Here is a 16,685-nt window from a genome sequence, read left to right as displayed (position 1 = left end):
AAGTATAAAAAGGGTTTGCCTGATTGCTGGCAAACCCTTTATACTTTAAGGAATGCATGGGCATCGCAAACTACCCCACAAGAGGAGTGAGATGACTATGAAAGCAGACCGGCTAACCAGCTCGGCACAGCCCAAATGGTTCGGGCTGGCGCTGCAAGCACTCGTCGTTCTTTCGCATAAATCAGAGGTATACCCGAGCGCGGCGATAGCCGACCGGTTGGAATCAGAGGCTACGCTACTGCGCAAAGTTCTGGCGAAGCTGGCGGCCGCACAGCTCATTGAAACGCGGGAAGGCCGTGACGGTGGATATCGGCTTAAGCGGTCTCCAGAGCATATCTCGCTTGCTGATGTTTATAGAGCTCTTAAAGTCGGGGAACCGCTATGCAGCGGCATGTTGGACACCATTGGCTGCCGGGATTCGAATGCGCATATGCAGTCTGCATTCGTTGACATTGCAAAGGAAGTTGAAGAGAAGACCCTTGAAACCTTGCAGCAGCATACCATTGCCCAGCTTGCGCAGAGAACGCTGCTTCACTCTTCTTAATCAATTAAAATTTTACGAATTCACCTAATTGACAAATGCGTAAATTGCAACGTATACTGTGTATATAAATGTTACAGTTCATTTCGCTGTTTACTGTGCAGCAACAGACACAGTATTATTTTTGAGAATAACTGAGTAAATTGATGCACAGATAAAAATAATCCTTTGGAGGGAAACCCAATGTCTAACTCGCAAACAGCTTCACAAATAATTGCTCAAAACAATGACGGTACTACTGCTCCTAATTTTTACACCGTGCTTGACGAACGCCGTTCTGTTCGTAAATACGACAGCAGCGTAGTTATTTCCGATGCTGAAATTAATGAGATTCTAGAAATTGCAACAAAAGCTCCGTCTGGCTCGAACATGCAACCTTGGCGCTTCCTTGTCATTACGGATGCTGAGCTTAAGCAAAAGCTTCTTCCGATCGCATTCAATCAACAGCAGGTTGTTGAAGCTTCAGCGATCGTTGTAATACTTGCCGATACGGAAATGTATTCCTTGTCTGAACAAATATACGGAGCTGCAGTAAAAGCAGGCTACATGACTGAAGAAGTGGCGAACAACTTTATCACGAACTCCACCAACATGTACTCGAGCTTGCCTGCTGAGCGCTTGAAGGATATCGTTATTTTCGATACGGGCCTTGTCGCAATGCAAATTATGCTTGCTGCACGTGCTAAAGGCTACGATACCGTTCCAATGGGCGGTTACAATAAGGATCAATTGAAAGAGCTGTTCAACATCTCGGACCGTTACGTGCCAACCTTGGTTCTGCCAATCGGAAAAGCTGCCGCTGCAGGACACCCAACGACGCGTTTGCCGCTCGAAGACATCGTTTCATATAACGCCTTCAAAGCTTAATGCCGCAAGAATAGCTATGCAAATAAAAACCGGCCCTGCGATTGCGCTGAGGCCGGTTTTGCTTTGACAATATAAGCAGTTATTCGCTCACATGTATAACTTCACTTATATTTACTGCAAGCGCATATACCCTTGCTTTATGATAGGAATCGCATGCAGTTATGTGCTTCCTGTGGGATTTTTATTGGAACTCGGTGCCGTTGCTGATTTCCTTCGGACTTTGTTTATTACGGTAGAAATACCAGCAGTCATTAAGCAGCTTGATTTGTCTGCGATCCTTTTTCTGAAAAGCGCGCATGAGTTGATTGCACAGCCACTGTGGCATACGTATCGTCCTCCTCCCGGCCTAACTTGTTGTAATACTACAATATGGGGGAGGGCGAGTGTCCGTGCAGGTCCAACCTAAATGCTCTGTTCCTCTTCGTATTCCTCATACCACTGTTCGAGCTGTGCCTGCAAAGCGCGTATTTCTGTCAGCAGCGAGATGAGCGGATACGACTTTTCTTGCACGCCGGCAAAATCCTTCTCCAGACTATTGATGTAATCAAGCCCGGAAATGATTTGGATTGACGAATCATGAAGATCGACATTGCTGCATTCCGCAACCGCGTATGGCAAGATCGGAACATGATCGGCCGTCAGCTTGTCGATTTCCTTATGAAGACGAAGGTTAAGCGCGCTTAGCTGGTAAGCATGCGAATCGGGCATTTCAACAAAAAGAATGGTATCCTCTTGTTTCAATAAGACATAGCGCATCGTTGCCATAATAGTTGTTGTTCTCCCCTCGGTATGCATCCGTACGTATTTATGATCTATTTATTATTTCCTACTTGACAGTGTAGCCTATCGCGGCTTTAAAATTCAAGTAGTTGGGGGAGAATAATCGATGAACAATGAGGCTTTGCAGCAATGGGTTGAGCAAGTGTCGATCACCTATTTCGGACGTCCTTTCCTGCATATCGCGACGTTCAATGCCCGCTTGAAGGCAACGGGCGGACGTTACTTCACGCGATCGCATAATATTGAGATCAGTCCGCATCAGCTTGCCGCATTCGGGCATGAGGAAACCGAAAAAATTATTAAGCATGAGCTATGCCATTATCATTTGCATATTATGAAGCGGGGCTACCAGCATAGAGATTCGGATTTCAAAACCTTGCTGGCTCACGTTGGGGGCTCGAGATACTGTCAGACGCTTCCTGAACGAGCACAACGGAAGCAGCAGCCGTTTCGATACAAGCTCATATGCATCAAATGCGGAATGGAATATTTGCGGAAGAGAAAGATCGATCCATCCAAATACGCTTGTGGAAAATGCCGCGGAAAATTAAAGCTTAAAGTGATTGACAATCAAACTGCTACATGATATATTATTACTTGTCACTTTTACTTTTCCCTGATAGCTCAGTTGGTAGAGCACTCGACTGTTAATCGAGTTGTCACAGGTTCGAGTCCTGTTCGGGGAGCCAGATTTGGAGAGATACCCAAGTGGCTCAAGGGGACCCTCTGCTAAGGGGTTAGACTGCGTAAGTGGTGCGAGGGTTCGAATCCCTCTCTCTCCGCCACCATTTTTCACATTATTTTGCAACGGCAGGACCGTTCATCCGGTCTTTTTTATTTGCCACATAGGCTGCAGGTTTTGTGTAATGGCTTTAGAGTAGTGAATGAACGGCCCGTTGGTCAAGTGGTTAAGACACCTCCCTTTCACGGAGGTAACAGGGGTTCGAGTCCCCTACGGGTCACCAATTTTGCAAAGTGTACGAGCTCTAAGGAGTTCAAGTGCAAATAACAGCGAGAGCCATTAGCTCAGTTGGTAGAGCACCTGACTTTTAATCAGGGTGTCGAAGGTTCGAGTCCTTCATGGCTCACCATTTCTTAGCACGACTAAGCGAATGTGAGTGAAGGATAACAACATATAAATGTGCGGTAGTGGTGGAACGGCAGACACGCTATCTTGAGGGGGTAGTGTCCCATGGACGTGCAGGTTCAAATCCTGTCTACCGCACCATAACTTACTTCTTGCCGATGTATATAGGTGAACTTAGAGGGTGTCATTTCATGAGCACTTTTCTGATAGATGATGCCACTTTATATTCAGATCATAAAATCTGACTAGAGAGTGGTTTTTTCGTTATAAGTTACTCGAACCGTCCAAACAGATGCATCATTAGAGATGAGGAGCTGTAAACATGAAAATAAACTTAAACTTTACGAACAAGGGTCAAGCGGCGATTGGGAAATTTAATAATGAGGAATTGCTCGAGATTTTTGGAAGGTACAGCAACACCTTGATGAAAAAATATTCCATTGAAGTTACCGTTCCCGCTGAAGGCAATGAAGCCATTATTGAAAAAGGCGTATTGTCCGTTTATGTTGATAAAATTGAATGCGACGTAGAGACGTTCTTCAAGGAACTCGGAAGAGATGTTAAAGTTCCGCTCAAAAAGAGACTTACTCCTGAAGACAAACTGGATAACGTATTTAAAGCGGAAACGATTGAAGCTTAATCTAACTGCTTGGAATAACAGTTGAAAATAATGCTTGTACTTCAGTTGAATAGCTGATATAATCATTTTTGTTGTCTCAGATAACATTTATGATCTGTAAGAATGGCCCGTTGGTCAAGTGGTTAAGACACCTCCCTTTCACGGAGGTAACAGGGGTTCGAGTCCCCTACGGGTCACCAATAATCCTCAATGTGTATCAGCTCTAATGAGCTCGGATCACGTCACAGTGAGAGCCATTAGCTCAGTTGGTAGAGCACCTGACTTTTAATCAGGGTGTCGAAGGTTCGAGTCCTTCATGGCTCACCATTTACTCAGCTTGCAAGAGCGGGAGTAAGGGAACCTTCAACATTTCAAATGTGCGGTAGTGGTGGAACGGCAGACACGCTATCTTGAGGGGGTAGTGTCCAATGGACGTGCAGGTTCAAATCCTGTCTACCGCACCATACTTTATTAACATTGCGGCTCTAGCCATAGAGTCGCTTTTTTGCGTAAATAAGCTGTTTTCGCACAGATATAGTTAGCCAACAGAGCGAGTTATTGTTAAAAGACGGCAATATTTATAAAATGGAGGTGTGGTATGCCGGGGGTTCATAGCAACTTAAAGGAATTGATGAGAGCCAAGGACCCGACCTTGTCGATTCGTCAGCTGGCCAAGGATATCGATTATCACTTCGATTCTGTACGTAAAATGTACAAGGATGAGATGGTGCAATATCCGCGTGATCTCATATGGCGGTTATGCAAGTATTTCGATGCAACTCCAGGAGAGTTTATCGTAGTCATGCATGAGGATGCAAATGAGCATGGTCAATAAAAGGAACCCTGTACGGGAAGTACAGGGTTCCTTTGCTATCTATAGCGTATGCTTGTCAATTAAGCGACTATTTCTTCCGCATGTGTTTGTGAAACACGGATTAGCACTGCCCCTGAATCGGACAAGACCTCAATGCCTTCGTGGAAAGCCAAATCGGATACATGAAGCTGATCGCCAATTCCAAGTCCGCTTATATCTACCTCGAATGCGCTAAGCAGATTGTCAGGCATGCAGCGTACTTCTACCTCGTACATTTCTACTTGCAGAATCCCTCCTGCTTTTACTCCTGCCGGTTCGCCGGAGAAATGAATCGTTACTTTGGAGTCCAGGCTCTCATTCATGTTCAGTTGGTAGAAATCGACATGAACGATTTTGTTGCTGATCGGATCTCTTTGAATATTTTGAATCAGCACGGGTTTGTTTCCTTGTGCTGGAATCGCTGCGATGAGAATGGCACGCTGGTTATTTTTGACCGCTGCAAGGATTTCTTTCTCGTTTACAATGACGGAGATGCTGCCTACATCCTTGCCATACACGATTGCAGGGATTTGACCTTGCTTTCTAAGTACATTAATTTGAGATTTGGTAAGATTGACCCGTTCGTTTAACTGGATAGAGTTGCTCATTTTTGTTGCCTCCTAATCGAATGGGTTGCTATGAAACGAAAATAAAAAAAGACGGATTAGCAATAGAATGTCTAATCAGTCCGCTAACGACCATATTTTCTTGTCATATGTTAATTTTATCACAAGTTTCCTCGTTGTCAAATAAGAGGCAGTTTCCGTTCAATTGACAAGAAAATATGGTCGTGTTAAGGTTTAAGCAGCAGACAGGAGCGGATTATCAAGCAAGGGCTGTAACTAGAAGCAGCCAAATACCGATAACGGAATGACCACAAGCCAATAACATAGGGACGGATAGGGGAATAAAGATATCTTTATTTCTTTTTTTTGTACCCATATGGAATAAAATTAAAATTATGGGAGTGATTTCTACGAAGAATGCATTGGTAAAGCATAACGTGGCTTTCCTTGGAACAAGTTTGCCAAGAGAATGCGGTTTGGCTACCTTCTCGCAGGATATGATGAATGAACTCGAACGGATTCAAGACTTCAATAAACCGAGAATGATTGCGGTCAACAATAACAAAACGTATGCCTATTCCAATCAAGTAATGGGGCAAATCGAGCAGAAAAACCGTGCGGATTACAGCAGGACAGCGGTGGGGCTCAATCAATCGAACATCGAGCTTCTGACCATCCAGCATGAATTCGGCATATATGGCGGAGAAAGCGGAGAATACATTCTCGATTTGGCTGAGAAACTAACTATCCCCTTTATCGTTATCTTCCATACCGTATTAGTTGAGCCAAGTATGAAGCAGCTCGCGATTATGAAGCGGCTTGCAGAGCTGAGCATCAAGGTTGTTACAATGGCCCAGACTAAAATCATAGATTTGCAAGAGGTTTATGGCATTGCGATGAATAAAATCGAAATGTTTCATCATGGCGTGCCTGTCGTAGCTACGGCGACCCGATTGGAGTTGAAAGCTACATTTGGCTACGAGAATCGGCAAATTTTATCCACGTTCGGCTTTTTGAGCCCGGGAAAAGGCATTGAATACGCGATAAAGGCGATGAAAGGCGTTGTCGCGAAGCATCCGAATGCCCTATACATGATTTGGGGGAAGACGCATCCCGTTGTGAAGCAAGAGTCAGGCGAAGTGTATCGGCAGCAGCTGATTGATCTTGTCGCAAGCCTTGGCCTCGATAAGCATGTTGCGTTTGTCGATAAGCATCTGACGCAAGAGGAAGTCGTGCAATCACTGGTGCTCTCGGATATCTACATGACCCCTTACCTTGGAAAAGACCAAGCGGTGAGCGGAACGCTTGCTTTTGGCATCGGTTATGGCAGGGTCATTATCTCAACCCCTTACCGTTATGCCGTTGAGATGCTTGCAGATGGAAGAGGATTGCTTGCGGAGTTCCGCGATGCGGATTCGCTTGAAACGCATATCGTAAACGTGCTTGATGATCCGGGATTGAAAGCTGAGATGGAAAACAAGACGCTTGCTCTTGGAAGCACGATGATGTGGGACGAAGTGGCGAAGTCCTACGCGGTTCTTTTCCGCAAGATTATAGCTCAAAGCTATGCGCTAAAAGGGAGTGCCGTGTAATGCAGAAATCAGTGGCACGCCCGCTCATTATGGACTATTTGAAAAGCCTGACGGATGATACAGGCATATTCCAGCATACGAAATTCGGCATTCCAGACAGAAGCCATGGATATACGTCGGACGATAATGCCCGGGCGCTTATCGCTGCTGTCATGCTTTACAAAAGCAGCAAGGATCAGGGATCGCTTGCGCTGGTTAGGACATATTTGGCATTTATCTATCATGCTCAGAATGACGATGGCGGCTTTCGCAATTTCATGGGCTACAACCGCGAATTTCTGGAGAATACGGGCTCCGAGGATTGCTTGGGACGATGCATGTGGGCGCTTGGCTATATGCTTGCGGAGCCAGCCATTCCTCAAAACTTGCGGAACACATGCAGGTATATGATCAACCAAGCCCTTCCGAGAATGCGGGAGCTGAGCTCGCCGCGAGCTATCGCTTATGGGTTGATCGGATTCACCGCTATGCTGGAATCTGGGGAAGCATTGAGCTATAGCTTGCCATTTTCGAATAAAGAGGATGTAGACCCGGGTTTTCTGCCCCGGGCAGAAATGGAAGCAATAATAGAAGAATTGGCATTGCGTCTGCACATGCAGTATGAAAGCAACAAAGGAACGGGCTGGCATTGGTTTGAGAATAGCATCACGTACGGCAACGCGATGCTTCCATGGGCGATGCTGGAAGCTTCCGCGTTGTCGCATACGGAGATGTTTCGGCAAACGGCTAAGGAAAGCCTCGACTTTTTGGCAGCGGCCACATTCTCGAAGGAAGGTTTTTATAAGCCGATTGGAAGCCATGGCTGGTTAGAGAGGGGAGGAGCCGCTGCATTGTTCGACGAGCAGCCAATCGAAGCCTGCGAGATGCTGCTGGCATGCATGTCTGCTTACAAAAGGTTCGGAAATCATACGTATCTCGTCTATGCATCTTCCTGTTATGATTGGTTTCATGGTCGAAATTCGCTTTCGGTATCGCTTATCGACGAACAGACAGGTGCATGCTACGATGGCATACACGCCACAGGCCTTAATTTAAACCAGGGCTCCGAAAATATCGTTTCGTATTGCATGGCGCATATGGTGATGCAAAATGAATAAATTCGCGACGATATTAGCTGGCGGCGGCGGGACGCGATTCTGGCCGCTATCGAGGCAGGAGCTGCCGAAGCAGCTCATCAATATTAGCGGCAACGATATCATGCTTAACGATACCGTCCAGCGTTTCAATGGCGTTATACCCATGGAGAACACCATCGTTGTAACGAACCGCTCGCAGGCCGTGCTGCTGGAGAGCATGATGCACAAAAGCGTTCAGCCTATTAATATTTTGGTAGAGCCCGTTGCTAAAAATACGGCAGCAAGCATACTGCTGGCAGCGTTATTCATTGAGAAAAACCACGGCGACTCCTTGATGGCTGTATTCCCTTCCGACCACCATATTACGGAGGAGGATACGTTCAAGCAGACATTGGAGCATGCATGCGAAGTGGCGATGAAGACCGACAAAATCGTTACGATCGGCATCAAGCCTACGTTTCCATCTACTGGATACGGCTATATTTCATGCAAAAGCGAGCCGTTGCTAACCGTGCCTTGCGGCGTGTTTGAAGTGGCTGAATTCGTGGAGAAGCCCAACTTCTTGAAGGCGCAATCCTACTTGCAATCGGGCCATTACTTATGGAACAGCGGCATGTTTATATGGAAAACGTCCTGTATTATCGATAATTTCAAAAGATTTCTTCCTAGGCTGTATAAAACGATGTTTCCTTTGATGGCCTATATAGGCACGGCGCTTGAAGAAGAGATGATAAATGAAATCTATCCACAGCTGCAGAACATTTCGATCGATTACGGCATTTTGGAGCGCTGCGACGAGGTAGTCGTGCTGGAGGGCGATTTCGGCTGGAACGATATAGGCAGCTGGGATGCGCTTGGCGCTATATTTCCCCCCGATGAGCATGGCAATATCGTCAAGGCCAATTACGTCGGCATGGATACGATCAATTCTATTATTTATGGGGAAGACCGGCTCATTACGACGATTGGGATTGATGGGCTCATCATAGCGGATACTAAAGATGCGCTGCTCATCTGCGCGAAGGACAAAGCGCAGGAGGTCAAGGAGATCGTTAGGATGCTGAAGGATAAGGGTATGCAGGAATACGCGTAGGGAAGGCAGAATGGACCTCATGATGAAGCTGGAATGGACAACAAAGACGTGCAGGGAGCTGCTGCTAGACTATGAGCCGGCCTCTGTTAAAGGTTCAAAACTGAAGTTTGATGGCGTTGGCGAACGAGATGTATATAATATTACAGCACCTTTCTGGGACGAAGGGGAGCTGTATATCGCGGGACGCGTCGAGGAGCGGCATTCGGAGGACTCTGAAATTATTTTTTTCACATGCGTGGACGGCACTTGGCTGCCTAAGCCGGGCTTGCCCCAATTTCAGCTTCAGGATCCCTTTATAACGAGGATAAATGGGGAGTGGTTGTTCGGCGGCGTTCATCTTTATTTCGCATCAGAAGAAGCGGAAGCGTCTAAGGTGATCATCGGCTGGAAAACGGTGCTGTATCGCGGAGCAAATCTACAAAACCTTGTGCATGCGGCTACAGGCCCATGGAATATGAAGGATATTCGGTTAGCGGAACTCTCCGACGGCAAGCTGGGCGTTTTCTCCCGGCCATTTGGAATTGAAGGGACTAGAGCGGTTATCGGATTTAGTATACTCGATTCTTTCGATGACCTGTCGGAAACAGCGATTATAAAGGCTCCGCTGTTTCGCGATCAGTTTCTGAAGGACGAGTGGGGCGGTGCTAACGAGATTCATTTGCTGAAGAATGGGTTTCTTGGCGTTCTAGGCCACATTTCTTATACTGATGAGGCCAATCAGCTGCATTATCATGCGATGTCCTTTGTGCTCAATCCGTTGACTAGGGAGAAATCGCCGATTAAAATTATCGCAACGAGAGGCGACTTTCCCGTTGGCCCCGCGAAGCGGCCGGATTTAAAGGATGTCATTTTCAGCGGGGGATTGCTGCGGGAAGCAAACAATCGTGCAGTGCTGTATGTCGGTGCGAGCGACGCGGAAGCGTATTGTTTGCCAATTGCGGATCCGTTCTCGGAATATGAAGATATCGCTTAAGCTAAATACGCGCAAATCCGAATGGGATAAAGAACTCCAGATATGCTGGAGTTCTTTTTTTTGGCTATCAAAACCGCAAAGTAGCGTTATTTTTGCACAAACTATGCATACATTTGGCAGCGCTTCCTTGGTAAGCTGATCTTATGAACGAAAAGGAGGTAGAAGCTTTGCTTAAAGTAGCCATTATTGGATCAGGAGCTATATCGAATGCCCATATCGAGGCATATTTGATGTTTCCGGAACGCTGCCAGGTCGTCGCCATCAGTGACATTTATACGGATAAAGCGGAGGATCGCATCAGACAGCATCAATTAGACGCACGAGCCGTATCTGATTATAAGGAACTTCTGCAGCAGGGGCTGGATATCGTTTCGATTTGCACACCGCCTTACACCCATGCGGAGATTGCTGTCGCTTTTCTTGAGGCAGGCGTACACGTACTCGTTGAGAAACCGATGGCTTCGTCGCTAGAGGAGTGCGATGCCATGAACGAGGCGTCTCGAAAAAGCGGGAAGCTGCTGTCGATCGTAGCTCAGAACCGCTTCAAGACACCGATGATGAAGCTGAAATCGGTGATCGACAGCGGATTAGCCGGTACAATTGTACATGCCCAGATTGATTCGCATTGGTGGCGCGGTCACAGCTATTATGATTTGTGGTGGCGGGGAACGTGGGAGAAGGAAGGCGGCGGCTGTACGCTTAACCATGCTGTTCATCATATCGATGCATTGATATGGATGATGGGCCGGCCAGCCGAGGTGCAGGCATTTATGACGAACGGGGCGCATGACAATGCGGAGGTAGAGGATTTGTCGATCGGCATATTGCGATACGGAGAAGGTGCTCTCGCTCAGGTTACGAGCTCGGTCGTGCATCATGGAGAGGATCAGCAGCTTGTTTTCCAAGGGACGAAAGCCCGAATCTCGGCACCTTGGCGAGTGATTGCGTCCACCTCGCGCGAGAATGGTTTTCCTGAGCCTAATACGCAGCTTGAAGAAGAACTGGAGCAGCTATACGAGGCTTTGCCTGAGGTTTCTTATGAGGGGCATGCGGGACAGATCGATAATGTACTGGCCGCCATCGAAAGCGGGACTCCGCTGCTCATAGACGGCGAGTGCGGGCGACAGACGTTAGAGGTCATCGTTGGCATTTACAAGGCGGCAAGTACAAGGCAGCTTGTCTCCTTCCCGATCGAGGCGGACGATCCGTTTTATTCGCGAAGCGGCATGCAAGCAAACGCAACTCATTTCTATGAGAAAACCGGCTCGGTAGAGAGCTTCACGGATATGCCAATAACGGTAGGCAGCAATTACAAGACGCCAAGCTAACGTGGCATCGGATAACGCTTGCTTCGGAATTGCTTCCGATATTGATGCGGCGTGATACCGAGCTGTGCTTTAAATAACTTGCAGAAGTAAGAGCTGTTTGTTAGTCCAATCTCTTCACCGATGCGAGAGATGGAATAATCGGATGCGGTTAGCAGCAGGATGGCTTGCTGTATTTTTTTTGCGGCAACGTAGTCGGTTATGCTGCTCCCCGTACACGCCTTGAACAAATGAGAGAGATGGTGGGGAGACAAGTGCAGCTCGCTCGCCATTTGTTCCAGCCGCAGCGGCTCTTTGTAATGCTCCTGGAGCCATTCCAGCATTCTCTCGGCTTGGTGAGGCACTCTCGAAGCCGATTGGGAGGCAGAAGGCTTTTGCTTCTGCTCCCAAAGATGCTTGAAGATTCGAAGGAAGGCAACAAGAAATAAGGAGTACTCCTCGTAGATATCGCTTTTAGACAATAACGGCAAAGTCCGCTCCCAGTTACCGAGCAAGCTATCAAGAGGTTCCGCAGCCCCTGTATCATACACGCACTGCTCTCCTAGGCTTCCCATATGAATATGTTTATAGAAAGATTGAAGACTTGGCCATTTCTCCATATAAGCTTCGAATAAAGTAGGCTCGTAATGTACAATGGAGCGAATAAAAGGTGTGCTCTCGCTCAAATCGACTTGAATATGATGGAGCTGATAAGGCTGGAAAATGCATAACATGCCTGGCGCAAGCTTATAGCTTTTTTGCTCGATGATTAGGGTGCCTGTGCCCTCGTGTACGATTAGGATCTCAACGCCTTGGTGGGCATGAAAAGTCCCTTGATAATGGTCGGCTTTATCGTTTATGCGTTTGTATGTGAAGTAAAGAGGGAGGTCTCGTAGGTTGAGGCTATGAATATCTGACACGGCAGGCACATCCTCGCTTCAAGAAATAGCTTTGTCTCATTAGTGTATCATAATAAGCCTTGTCTATTGAGGCGGAATTATCAACTATGGCCTAATGGTAACACGCGTATTAATCGGTACAATTCTGGAGAGGGCGACGACATCCTCATTGTACATACGTATGCATCCATGCGATACCAAATGGCCGATGGATGCGGGATCGTTGGTGCCATGAATGCCGTAATGCGGCTTCGATAGTCCCATCCAGAAGGCGCCGAACGGACCTCCGGGGTTGGCTTGTTTATTGATGATAAAAAATTCGCCGGTAGGGGTTTGTGTTACCATTCGTCCAATGCCTACCGGAAACGAGCGGATAACGATGTTGCTGTCAAGCAGGTGAAGCATCCGGTCAGAAAGATCGACAATTATGCGGTAGTCAGGCATAGGATTCACTCCTTTTCCTTATCGTATGATGCGGGACAGGCGATGGTTTCATCGAGGATGAAAAAAGGATAAGCCGCAGCGGCGGATTTCAGAAGTAAGTTGGAGCGATTTTATTAAAACCGGCTTGAAGATATGATAAGCTGGTGATGACACCTCCTAATTAAATAGTGGGAAGTATAATAGAAAATAGTTGTTTTTTATCGTTAGAGTGTGAATCAGGTGAATGAGTGTCAGTTTAAAGTACATGGAGATAGCGGTATTTAGGGGGAAACAGCAGTCCAAGTTGGGGTCGCGCAATAGTGAATCCGAAGAATACAAGCAAGGTTTTACCTACTGGAAGAGGCTATTATTTATGGCTGCAAAAGCGGCGAATGTTATACAAGAAGCTGGTGATCGGCCGATCGGTTTCGTGCATGATCATATTATGTAGGAATAAGAAACGCATTCTGGCGAGAAAAGAGGTGCAGTCGATGATCGTCGTAAGTGCTTGTCTCGCTGGATTCGAGGTGAGATATAACGGAACGCACAGCTTGAATGAAACCGTGCGGGAATTGCTGGAGCAGAAAAAAGCGGTTTCGGTATGCCCGGAATTGCTTGGAGGCTTTATAACGCCGAGAGAGCCGGCAGAGATCATTGGCGGCGACGGGGATGATGTGCTTGATGGTGCTGCTAAGGTTGTCGAGATATCGGGTCGGGATGTGACGGAGCTTTATGTGAACGGTGCTCATTTGACGCTTATGAAAGCCCAAGAAGTGGGAGCAGCGGTGGTCGTTTTGAAAGAATACAGTCCATCCTGCGGAAGCGCTATGATCTATAATGGCGAATTCAAAGGAGTGAAGGCGGTTGGGAACGGCGTAACCACCGCTTTGCTAAGAAAAAACGGCATAAAGGTGATTTCGGAGGAAGAGCTGGGCGATTATTTGGCACTGGCACAGATCAAAGTTTGAGGATATTGCGTTAATGAACAAAGGGTGCTTGCATATTATGCAGGCACCCTTTACTCCGTTAATGACCAGAGGATTCAAAGTCATTGGACAGTTTCATAACTTCAAATAGCTTAAACAGCAGGCTGAGCACAATCGCGACGACGGTGGCAAGCGCCATGCCTGTCAGTGAGAAGTCGCCAATCGTTAGTTTTACTCCGCTAAGTCCCGTTACAAGCACAACAGTCGTCAGAAACAAGTTGGTCGGCTTGCTGTAATCGACCTTGGATTCCACGAGCATCCGGAAGCCTGATGCAGCGATAACACCGAACAGCAGCAGCGATACGCCTCCCATAACAGGAGCGGGAATACCGGAGATCAGGGCTGAGAACTTGCCCGAGAACGAGAGCACGATCGCAATTACAGCGGCGCCGCCGATTACAAAGGTGGAATAAACCTTCGTAATGGCGAGTACGCCGATATTTTCACCGTAGGTCGTATTAGGCGTTGAACCGGCGAAGCCCGACAAGATGGTGGAAATGCCGTTTCCTAGCATGGAGCGATGCAGCCCTGGGTCTTTGGACAGATCCTTGTCCACGATGTTGCCTGTCACGACGAGGTGACCGATATGCTCGGCGATTACGACTAACGAAGCAGGCGCTATCGCGATGATCGCCGTCCATTCGAAAGCAGGGAAGGTGAAGTGCGGCAATTGAATGAAGCCGTTCTCCGCAAGCTTGCTGAAATCGGTAAAGCCCATGAAATAAGCGAGCACATATCCTGTAGCGATCCCGATTAGAATCGGAATGATGCGCATGAAGCCGCGGAACAGCACGGAGCCAAGCACGGTAACGGCGAGCGTTACGGTGGAGAGCGTAACGATTTGGGGATCCATGGACCACGCGGCAGCGGCAGCGGGCTCCAAATCTGTCGGCATGATCCAGCCGGCCATGCGTGCGGCAACAGGGATAAGCTCTAGGCCGATAATCGCGACAATGGCTCCCATTGCGGCCGGAGGAAATACGACGTTAATCCAGCCCGTGCCTGCAGCTTGGATAATGAGCGCGACGATTGTGAATATAACGCCGGATATAATAAAGCCGCCAAGCGCAGCTGCGTAATTACCGCCTCCGGCAGCATGATCGCCAATGACGGCGCCAGCGGGTGCAAGGAAAGCAAAGCTGGAGCCAAGGTACGCCGGGATTTTATTTTGGCATATCCATAGGTAAAGCAAGGTGCCGATTCCGTTCATTAGCAGGCAGATCGCCGGATCGACGCCGAGAATATTCGGAACGAGCACGGTTGAACCGAACATAGCGAATAGATGCTGTAAACTGAGCAGAAAGCTTTGCAACGCTGGCGGCCGATCTAAGACCCCAATTGCATTTTTCATGATGTAATTGCCTCCAATTATATGTAGTTTGAAAAAAGACCCTTGATGATTCTACATATTCAGTATCGGTTTGGCAAGTGTTTTCTTAATCATAGGATGGATCTAGACGAATATATTAAGGAAGAAGGGCGGTGACGGCATGGAGCTTTGGGCTATCTGGCTTGTGCTTGCAGGTATTTTGCTGGTCGTTGAAATGCTTACGCTTACTTTTTATTTGCTATGGCTGGGCATTGGCGCCGTAGTAGCAGCGGTCATTGATTGGATATGGCCCGGCTCGCTGGAGCTGGAACTGGTGGCGGGCTGCCTGGTGGTGCTCGTGCTGACAATTTTTACGAAGCCGCTGACTCGTCGTTTTCATGCCGTTGCGGAGTATAAGGATGCCGTTGACGACTTGGTCGGGAAACATGGGCTTGTGCTGGAGGCTGTGGGAGCCGATTCGCCGGGCATCGTGAGGGTAGGCAACGAAACATGGAGCGCGCTGTCTACGGCAAGGCTGGAAAAGGGTGAAACGGTTGTTGTCGTGAGTCGCGGGAGCGCGGTGCTCCATGTGCAAAAATGGGGAGGTTAGCGGCATATGGGTATAATCGTTGCGATTATATTATTGGTTATCGTCATCGTATTTGTGGCTTTATCGGTCAAAATCGTACCGCAGCAAAGGATAGGCGTAGTGGAACGCCTCGGGAAGTTCAATCGTCTGCTGACGCCTGGTGTCAATATTCTAATTCCGATCATCGATCATGTACGCACGTATCACGACCTGCGTATTCAGCAGGCTAATGTACCGCCGCAAACGGTCATCACGAAGGATAACGTTCAGGTGAAAATCGACACGATCATCTTCTATCAGGTGACGGGCCCTGAGCAGGCTACATACGGCATCTCCGATTATGTGTACGGTGTGCGCAACATCAGTACGGCGACGATGCGGCAAATTATCGGTAAAATGGAGCTGGATGAGACGTTGTCTGGACGGGAAAAAATATCGTCGGACATTCGGAATGCACTCGATGAAGCGACGGAGAAATGGGGCGTGCGCATCGAGCGGGTAGAGGTGATCGATATTCAGCCGCCGGTTGATATTCAGGATGCGATGGATAAACAGATGAAAGCCGAGCGAAGCAAGCGGGCAATGGTGCTTGATGCGGAAGCGGCGAAGCAGGATATGATCCTGCGGGCGGAAGGCGACAAGCAGAGCAAAATATTGAAGGCCGAAGGGGATAAGGAAGCACGTATTCGCCAAGCGGAAGGCCAGCGCCACGCACAGGAGCTTGAGGCGCTTGGGGAGGCGAAAGCGATCCAGTCGATTGCCGAGGCGGAGAAAAGCCGGATTGAGCTCATCCGATCAGCTGGGTTGGACGACAATATTCTCACATACCGTTCGCTAGAAGCGCTTGCAGAAATAGCCAAAGGACCGGCAAACAAAATATTCATACCTACCCGGGCAGTAGATACGCTGGGCAGCATCGGCGCGATGGGAGAGATGCTGAAGGCAAGCAAGGAGTAAGCGGCTGGCATATCCGATAGTAGAGAACAGCGGGACAGAGGGAAACCTCTTTGTCCCGCTGTTCTTTTGTTTGAAGCGGGGACGAACCATCGGGAGATGATTGTTTGTATCCAGCTAAATTCAATATTTGGATGGGATTGACATCATTAGCGTATTACGTGCATAATACAC

At 47.9% G+C, this 16,685-nt stretch carries 19 protein-coding genes and 8 tRNA genes; 21 read left to right on the top strand and 6 right to left on the bottom strand.

The annotated features are described in order from the left end of the window. Positions 1–91: 91 nt before the first annotated feature. Positions 92–544, top strand: a complete 453-nt coding sequence (locus FHS16_RS04395; protein WP_246431589.1) for an RrF2 family transcriptional regulator — start codon at positions 92–94, stop codon at positions 542–544. Positions 545–724: 180 nt separating this feature from the next. Further along, positions 725–1,408: a nitroreductase family protein gene (locus FHS16_RS04390; protein WP_183559223.1), complete on the top strand. Its 684-nt coding sequence runs from the start codon at positions 725–727 to the stop codon at positions 1,406–1,408. 181 nt (positions 1,409–1,589) lie between these two features. On the opposite strand, the gene cmpA is transcribed toward FHS16_RS04390, so the two are convergent. After that, a complete protein-coding gene (gene cmpA / locus FHS16_RS04385; protein ID WP_138755216.1) occupies positions 1,590–1,733 on the bottom strand; it encodes a cortex morphogenetic protein CmpA in 144 nt (47 codons plus the stop codon). Positions 1,734–1,810: 77 nt separating this feature from the next. Further along, a complete protein-coding gene (locus FHS16_RS04380; RefSeq protein ID WP_183559221.1) occupies positions 1,811–2,173 on the bottom strand; it encodes a hydrolase/acyltransferase in 363 nt (120 codons plus the stop codon). A 121-nt stretch (positions 2,174–2,294) separates the two neighbouring features. On the opposite strand from FHS16_RS04380, the gene FHS16_RS04375 reads away from it, so the two are divergent. From FHS16_RS04375 to FHS16_RS04325, 11 genes are all read left to right on the top strand, one after another. Continuing rightward, a complete protein-coding gene (locus FHS16_RS04375; protein ID WP_183559219.1) occupies positions 2,295–2,774 on the top strand; it encodes a SprT family protein in 480 nt (159 codons plus the stop codon). Between the two features lie 27 nt (positions 2,775–2,801). After that, a tRNA-Asn gene (locus tag FHS16_RS04370) sits at positions 2,802–2,877 on the top strand. A gap of 5 nt (positions 2,878–2,882) precedes the next feature. Next, a tRNA-Ser gene (locus FHS16_RS04365) sits at positions 2,883–2,973 on the top strand. A gap of 105 nt (positions 2,974–3,078) precedes the next feature. Then, positions 3,079–3,153 (top strand) — tRNA-Glu (locus FHS16_RS04360). Between the two features lie 50 nt (positions 3,154–3,203). Beyond that, positions 3,204–3,279: transfer RNA gene (locus FHS16_RS04355), tRNA-Lys, on the top strand. 52 nt (positions 3,280–3,331) lie between these two features. Continuing rightward, positions 3,332–3,416, top strand: a tRNA-Leu gene (locus FHS16_RS04350). Between the two features lie 181 nt (positions 3,417–3,597). After that, entirely contained in the window at positions 3,598–3,915 is a 318-nt protein-coding gene (locus FHS16_RS04345; RefSeq protein ID WP_183559217.1) for a hypothetical protein, read from the top strand. 104 nt (positions 3,916–4,019) lie between these two features. Next, positions 4,020–4,094: transfer RNA gene (locus FHS16_RS04340), tRNA-Glu, on the top strand. Between the two features lie 51 nt (positions 4,095–4,145). Next, positions 4,146–4,221, top strand: a tRNA-Lys gene (locus FHS16_RS04335). A 52-nt stretch (positions 4,222–4,273) separates the two neighbouring features. Continuing rightward, positions 4,274–4,358: transfer RNA gene (locus FHS16_RS04330), tRNA-Leu, on the top strand. Between the two features lie 134 nt (positions 4,359–4,492). Beyond that, positions 4,493–4,729 carry a helix-turn-helix domain-containing protein gene (locus FHS16_RS04325; RefSeq protein ID WP_183559215.1) on the top strand — a complete coding sequence of 79 codons (237 nt, stop codon included), beginning with the start codon at positions 4,493–4,495 and terminating at the stop codon, positions 4,727–4,729. Positions 4,730–4,788: 59 nt separating this feature from the next. On the opposite strand, the gene FHS16_RS04320 is transcribed toward FHS16_RS04325, so the two are convergent. Then, positions 4,789–5,355 carry a 50S ribosomal protein L25 gene (locus FHS16_RS04320; protein ID WP_183559212.1) on the bottom strand — a complete coding sequence of 189 codons (567 nt, stop codon included), beginning with the start codon at positions 5,353–5,355 and terminating at the stop codon, positions 4,789–4,791. Positions 5,356–5,789: 434 nt separating this feature from the next. Here FHS16_RS04320 and FHS16_RS04315 point away from each other — a divergent pair, with 434 nt between their 5' ends. The 5 genes from FHS16_RS04315 (at position 5,790) to FHS16_RS04295 (ending at position 11,375) form a co-directional block, all read left to right on the top strand. Beyond that, complete coding sequence (locus tag FHS16_RS04315) at positions 5,790–6,905, top strand: glycosyltransferase family 4 protein (RefSeq protein WP_246431588.1); 1,116 nt, start codon at positions 5,790–5,792, stop codon at positions 6,903–6,905. Further along, a complete protein-coding gene (locus tag FHS16_RS04310; RefSeq protein WP_183559208.1) occupies positions 6,905–8,002 on the top strand; it encodes a glycosyltransferase in 1,098 nt (365 codons plus the stop codon). Before FHS16_RS04315 ends, FHS16_RS04310 begins: the two co-directional genes overlap by 1 nt. Further along, positions 7,995–9,074: a mannose-1-phosphate guanylyltransferase gene (locus tag FHS16_RS04305; RefSeq protein ID WP_183559206.1), complete on the top strand. Its 1,080-nt coding sequence runs from the start codon at positions 7,995–7,997 to the stop codon at positions 9,072–9,074. The genes FHS16_RS04310 and FHS16_RS04305 overlap by 8 nt, the downstream gene beginning before the upstream one ends. Before the next feature lie 19 nt (positions 9,075–9,093). After that, on the top strand, positions 9,094–10,047 hold the full coding sequence (locus FHS16_RS04300; RefSeq protein WP_183559703.1) for a DUF1861 family protein: 954 nt from the start codon (positions 9,094–9,096) through the stop codon (positions 10,045–10,047). 167 nt (positions 10,048–10,214) lie between these two features. Then, complete coding sequence (locus FHS16_RS04295; protein WP_183559204.1) at positions 10,215–11,375, top strand: Gfo/Idh/MocA family protein; 1,161 nt, start codon at positions 10,215–10,217, stop codon at positions 11,373–11,375. Here FHS16_RS04295 and FHS16_RS32395 read toward each other — a convergent pair. Then, positions 11,372–12,271: an AraC family transcriptional regulator gene (locus tag FHS16_RS32395; protein ID WP_312890771.1), complete on the bottom strand. Its 900-nt coding sequence runs from the start codon at positions 12,269–12,271 to the stop codon at positions 11,372–11,374. The genes FHS16_RS04295 and FHS16_RS32395 overlap by 4 nt on opposite strands. Before the next feature lie 84 nt (positions 12,272–12,355). Then, entirely contained in the window at positions 12,356–12,694 is a 339-nt protein-coding gene (locus tag FHS16_RS04285; protein WP_183559202.1) for a L,D-transpeptidase, read from the bottom strand. Positions 12,695–13,164: 470 nt separating this feature from the next. Here FHS16_RS04285 and FHS16_RS04280 point away from each other — a divergent pair, with 470 nt between their 5' ends. Then, entirely contained in the window at positions 13,165–13,641 is a 477-nt protein-coding gene (locus FHS16_RS04280; protein WP_183559699.1) for a 2-thiouracil desulfurase family protein, read from the top strand. A gap of 58 nt (positions 13,642–13,699) precedes the next feature. Here the strand turns inward: FHS16_RS04280 and uraA are convergent, their stop codons facing one another. Beyond that, a complete protein-coding gene (uraA, locus tag FHS16_RS04275) occupies positions 13,700–15,010 on the bottom strand; it encodes a uracil permease (protein ID WP_183559200.1) in 1,311 nt (436 codons plus the stop codon). A 139-nt stretch (positions 15,011–15,149) separates the two neighbouring features. Here uraA and FHS16_RS04270 point away from each other — a divergent pair, with 139 nt between their 5' ends. Together FHS16_RS04270 and FHS16_RS04265 are read left to right on the top strand one after the other, a co-directional pair. Then, the gene (locus FHS16_RS04270; protein WP_183559198.1) at positions 15,150–15,578 is read left to right on the top strand and encodes an NfeD family protein; all 429 of its coding nucleotides are present in this window, start codon (positions 15,150–15,152) and stop codon (positions 15,576–15,578) included. A gap of 6 nt (positions 15,579–15,584) precedes the next feature. Beyond that, the gene (locus FHS16_RS04265; RefSeq protein ID WP_183559196.1) at positions 15,585–16,514 is read left to right on the top strand and encodes an SPFH domain-containing protein; all 930 of its coding nucleotides are present in this window, start codon (positions 15,585–15,587) and stop codon (positions 16,512–16,514) included. Positions 16,515–16,685: the final 171 nt, after the last annotated feature.

The organism is Paenibacillus endophyticus, from assembly GCF_014192395.1.
GTDB classification, from domain to species: domain Bacteria; phylum Bacillota; class Bacilli; order Paenibacillales; family Paenibacillaceae; genus Pristimantibacillus; species Pristimantibacillus endophyticus.
The sequence above is the reverse complement of the archived record's forward strand: the minus strand, read 5'-3'. Positions and strand labels throughout refer to the sequence as shown.

Coding starts and splice junctions, on each gene's coding strand:
- FHS16_RS04395 (WP_246431589.1), top strand. CDS start 92: ATGACTATGAAAGCAGACCGGCTAACCAGCTCGGCACAGCCCAAATGG.
- FHS16_RS04390 (WP_183559223.1), top strand. CDS start 725: ATGTCTAACTCGCAAACAGCTTCACAAATAATTGCTCAAAACAATGAC.
- cmpA (WP_138755216.1), bottom strand. CDS start 1,733: ATGCCACAGTGGCTGTGCAATCAACTCATGCGCGCTTTTCAGAAAAAG.
- FHS16_RS04380 (WP_183559221.1), bottom strand. CDS start 2,173: ATGGCAACGATGCGCTATGTCTTATTGAAACAAGAGGATACCATTCTT.
- FHS16_RS04375 (WP_183559219.1), top strand. CDS start 2,295: ATGAACAATGAGGCTTTGCAGCAATGGGTTGAGCAAGTGTCGATCACC.
- FHS16_RS04345 (WP_183559217.1), top strand. CDS start 3,598: ATGAAAATAAACTTAAACTTTACGAACAAGGGTCAAGCGGCGATTGGG.
- FHS16_RS04325 (WP_183559215.1), top strand. CDS start 4,493: ATGCCGGGGGTTCATAGCAACTTAAAGGAATTGATGAGAGCCAAGGAC.
- FHS16_RS04320 (WP_183559212.1), bottom strand. CDS start 5,355: ATGAGCAACTCTATCCAGTTAAACGAACGGGTCAATCTTACCAAATCT.
- FHS16_RS04310 (WP_183559208.1), top strand. CDS start 6,905: ATGCAGAAATCAGTGGCACGCCCGCTCATTATGGACTATTTGAAAAGC.
- FHS16_RS04305 (WP_183559206.1), top strand. CDS start 7,995: ATGAATAAATTCGCGACGATATTAGCTGGCGGCGGCGGGACGCGATTC.
- FHS16_RS04300 (WP_183559703.1), top strand. CDS start 9,094: ATGATGAAGCTGGAATGGACAACAAAGACGTGCAGGGAGCTGCTGCTA.
- FHS16_RS04285 (WP_183559202.1), bottom strand. CDS start 12,694: ATGCCTGACTACCGCATAATTGTCGATCTTTCTGACCGGATGCTTCAC.
- FHS16_RS04280 (WP_183559699.1), top strand. CDS start 13,165: ATGATCGTCGTAAGTGCTTGTCTCGCTGGATTCGAGGTGAGATATAAC.
- uraA (WP_183559200.1), bottom strand. CDS start 15,010: ATGAAAAATGCAATTGGGGTCTTAGATCGGCCGCCAGCGTTGCAAAGC.
- FHS16_RS04270 (WP_183559198.1), top strand. CDS start 15,150: ATGGAGCTTTGGGCTATCTGGCTTGTGCTTGCAGGTATTTTGCTGGTC.
- FHS16_RS04265 (WP_183559196.1), top strand. CDS start 15,585: ATGGGTATAATCGTTGCGATTATATTATTGGTTATCGTCATCGTATTT.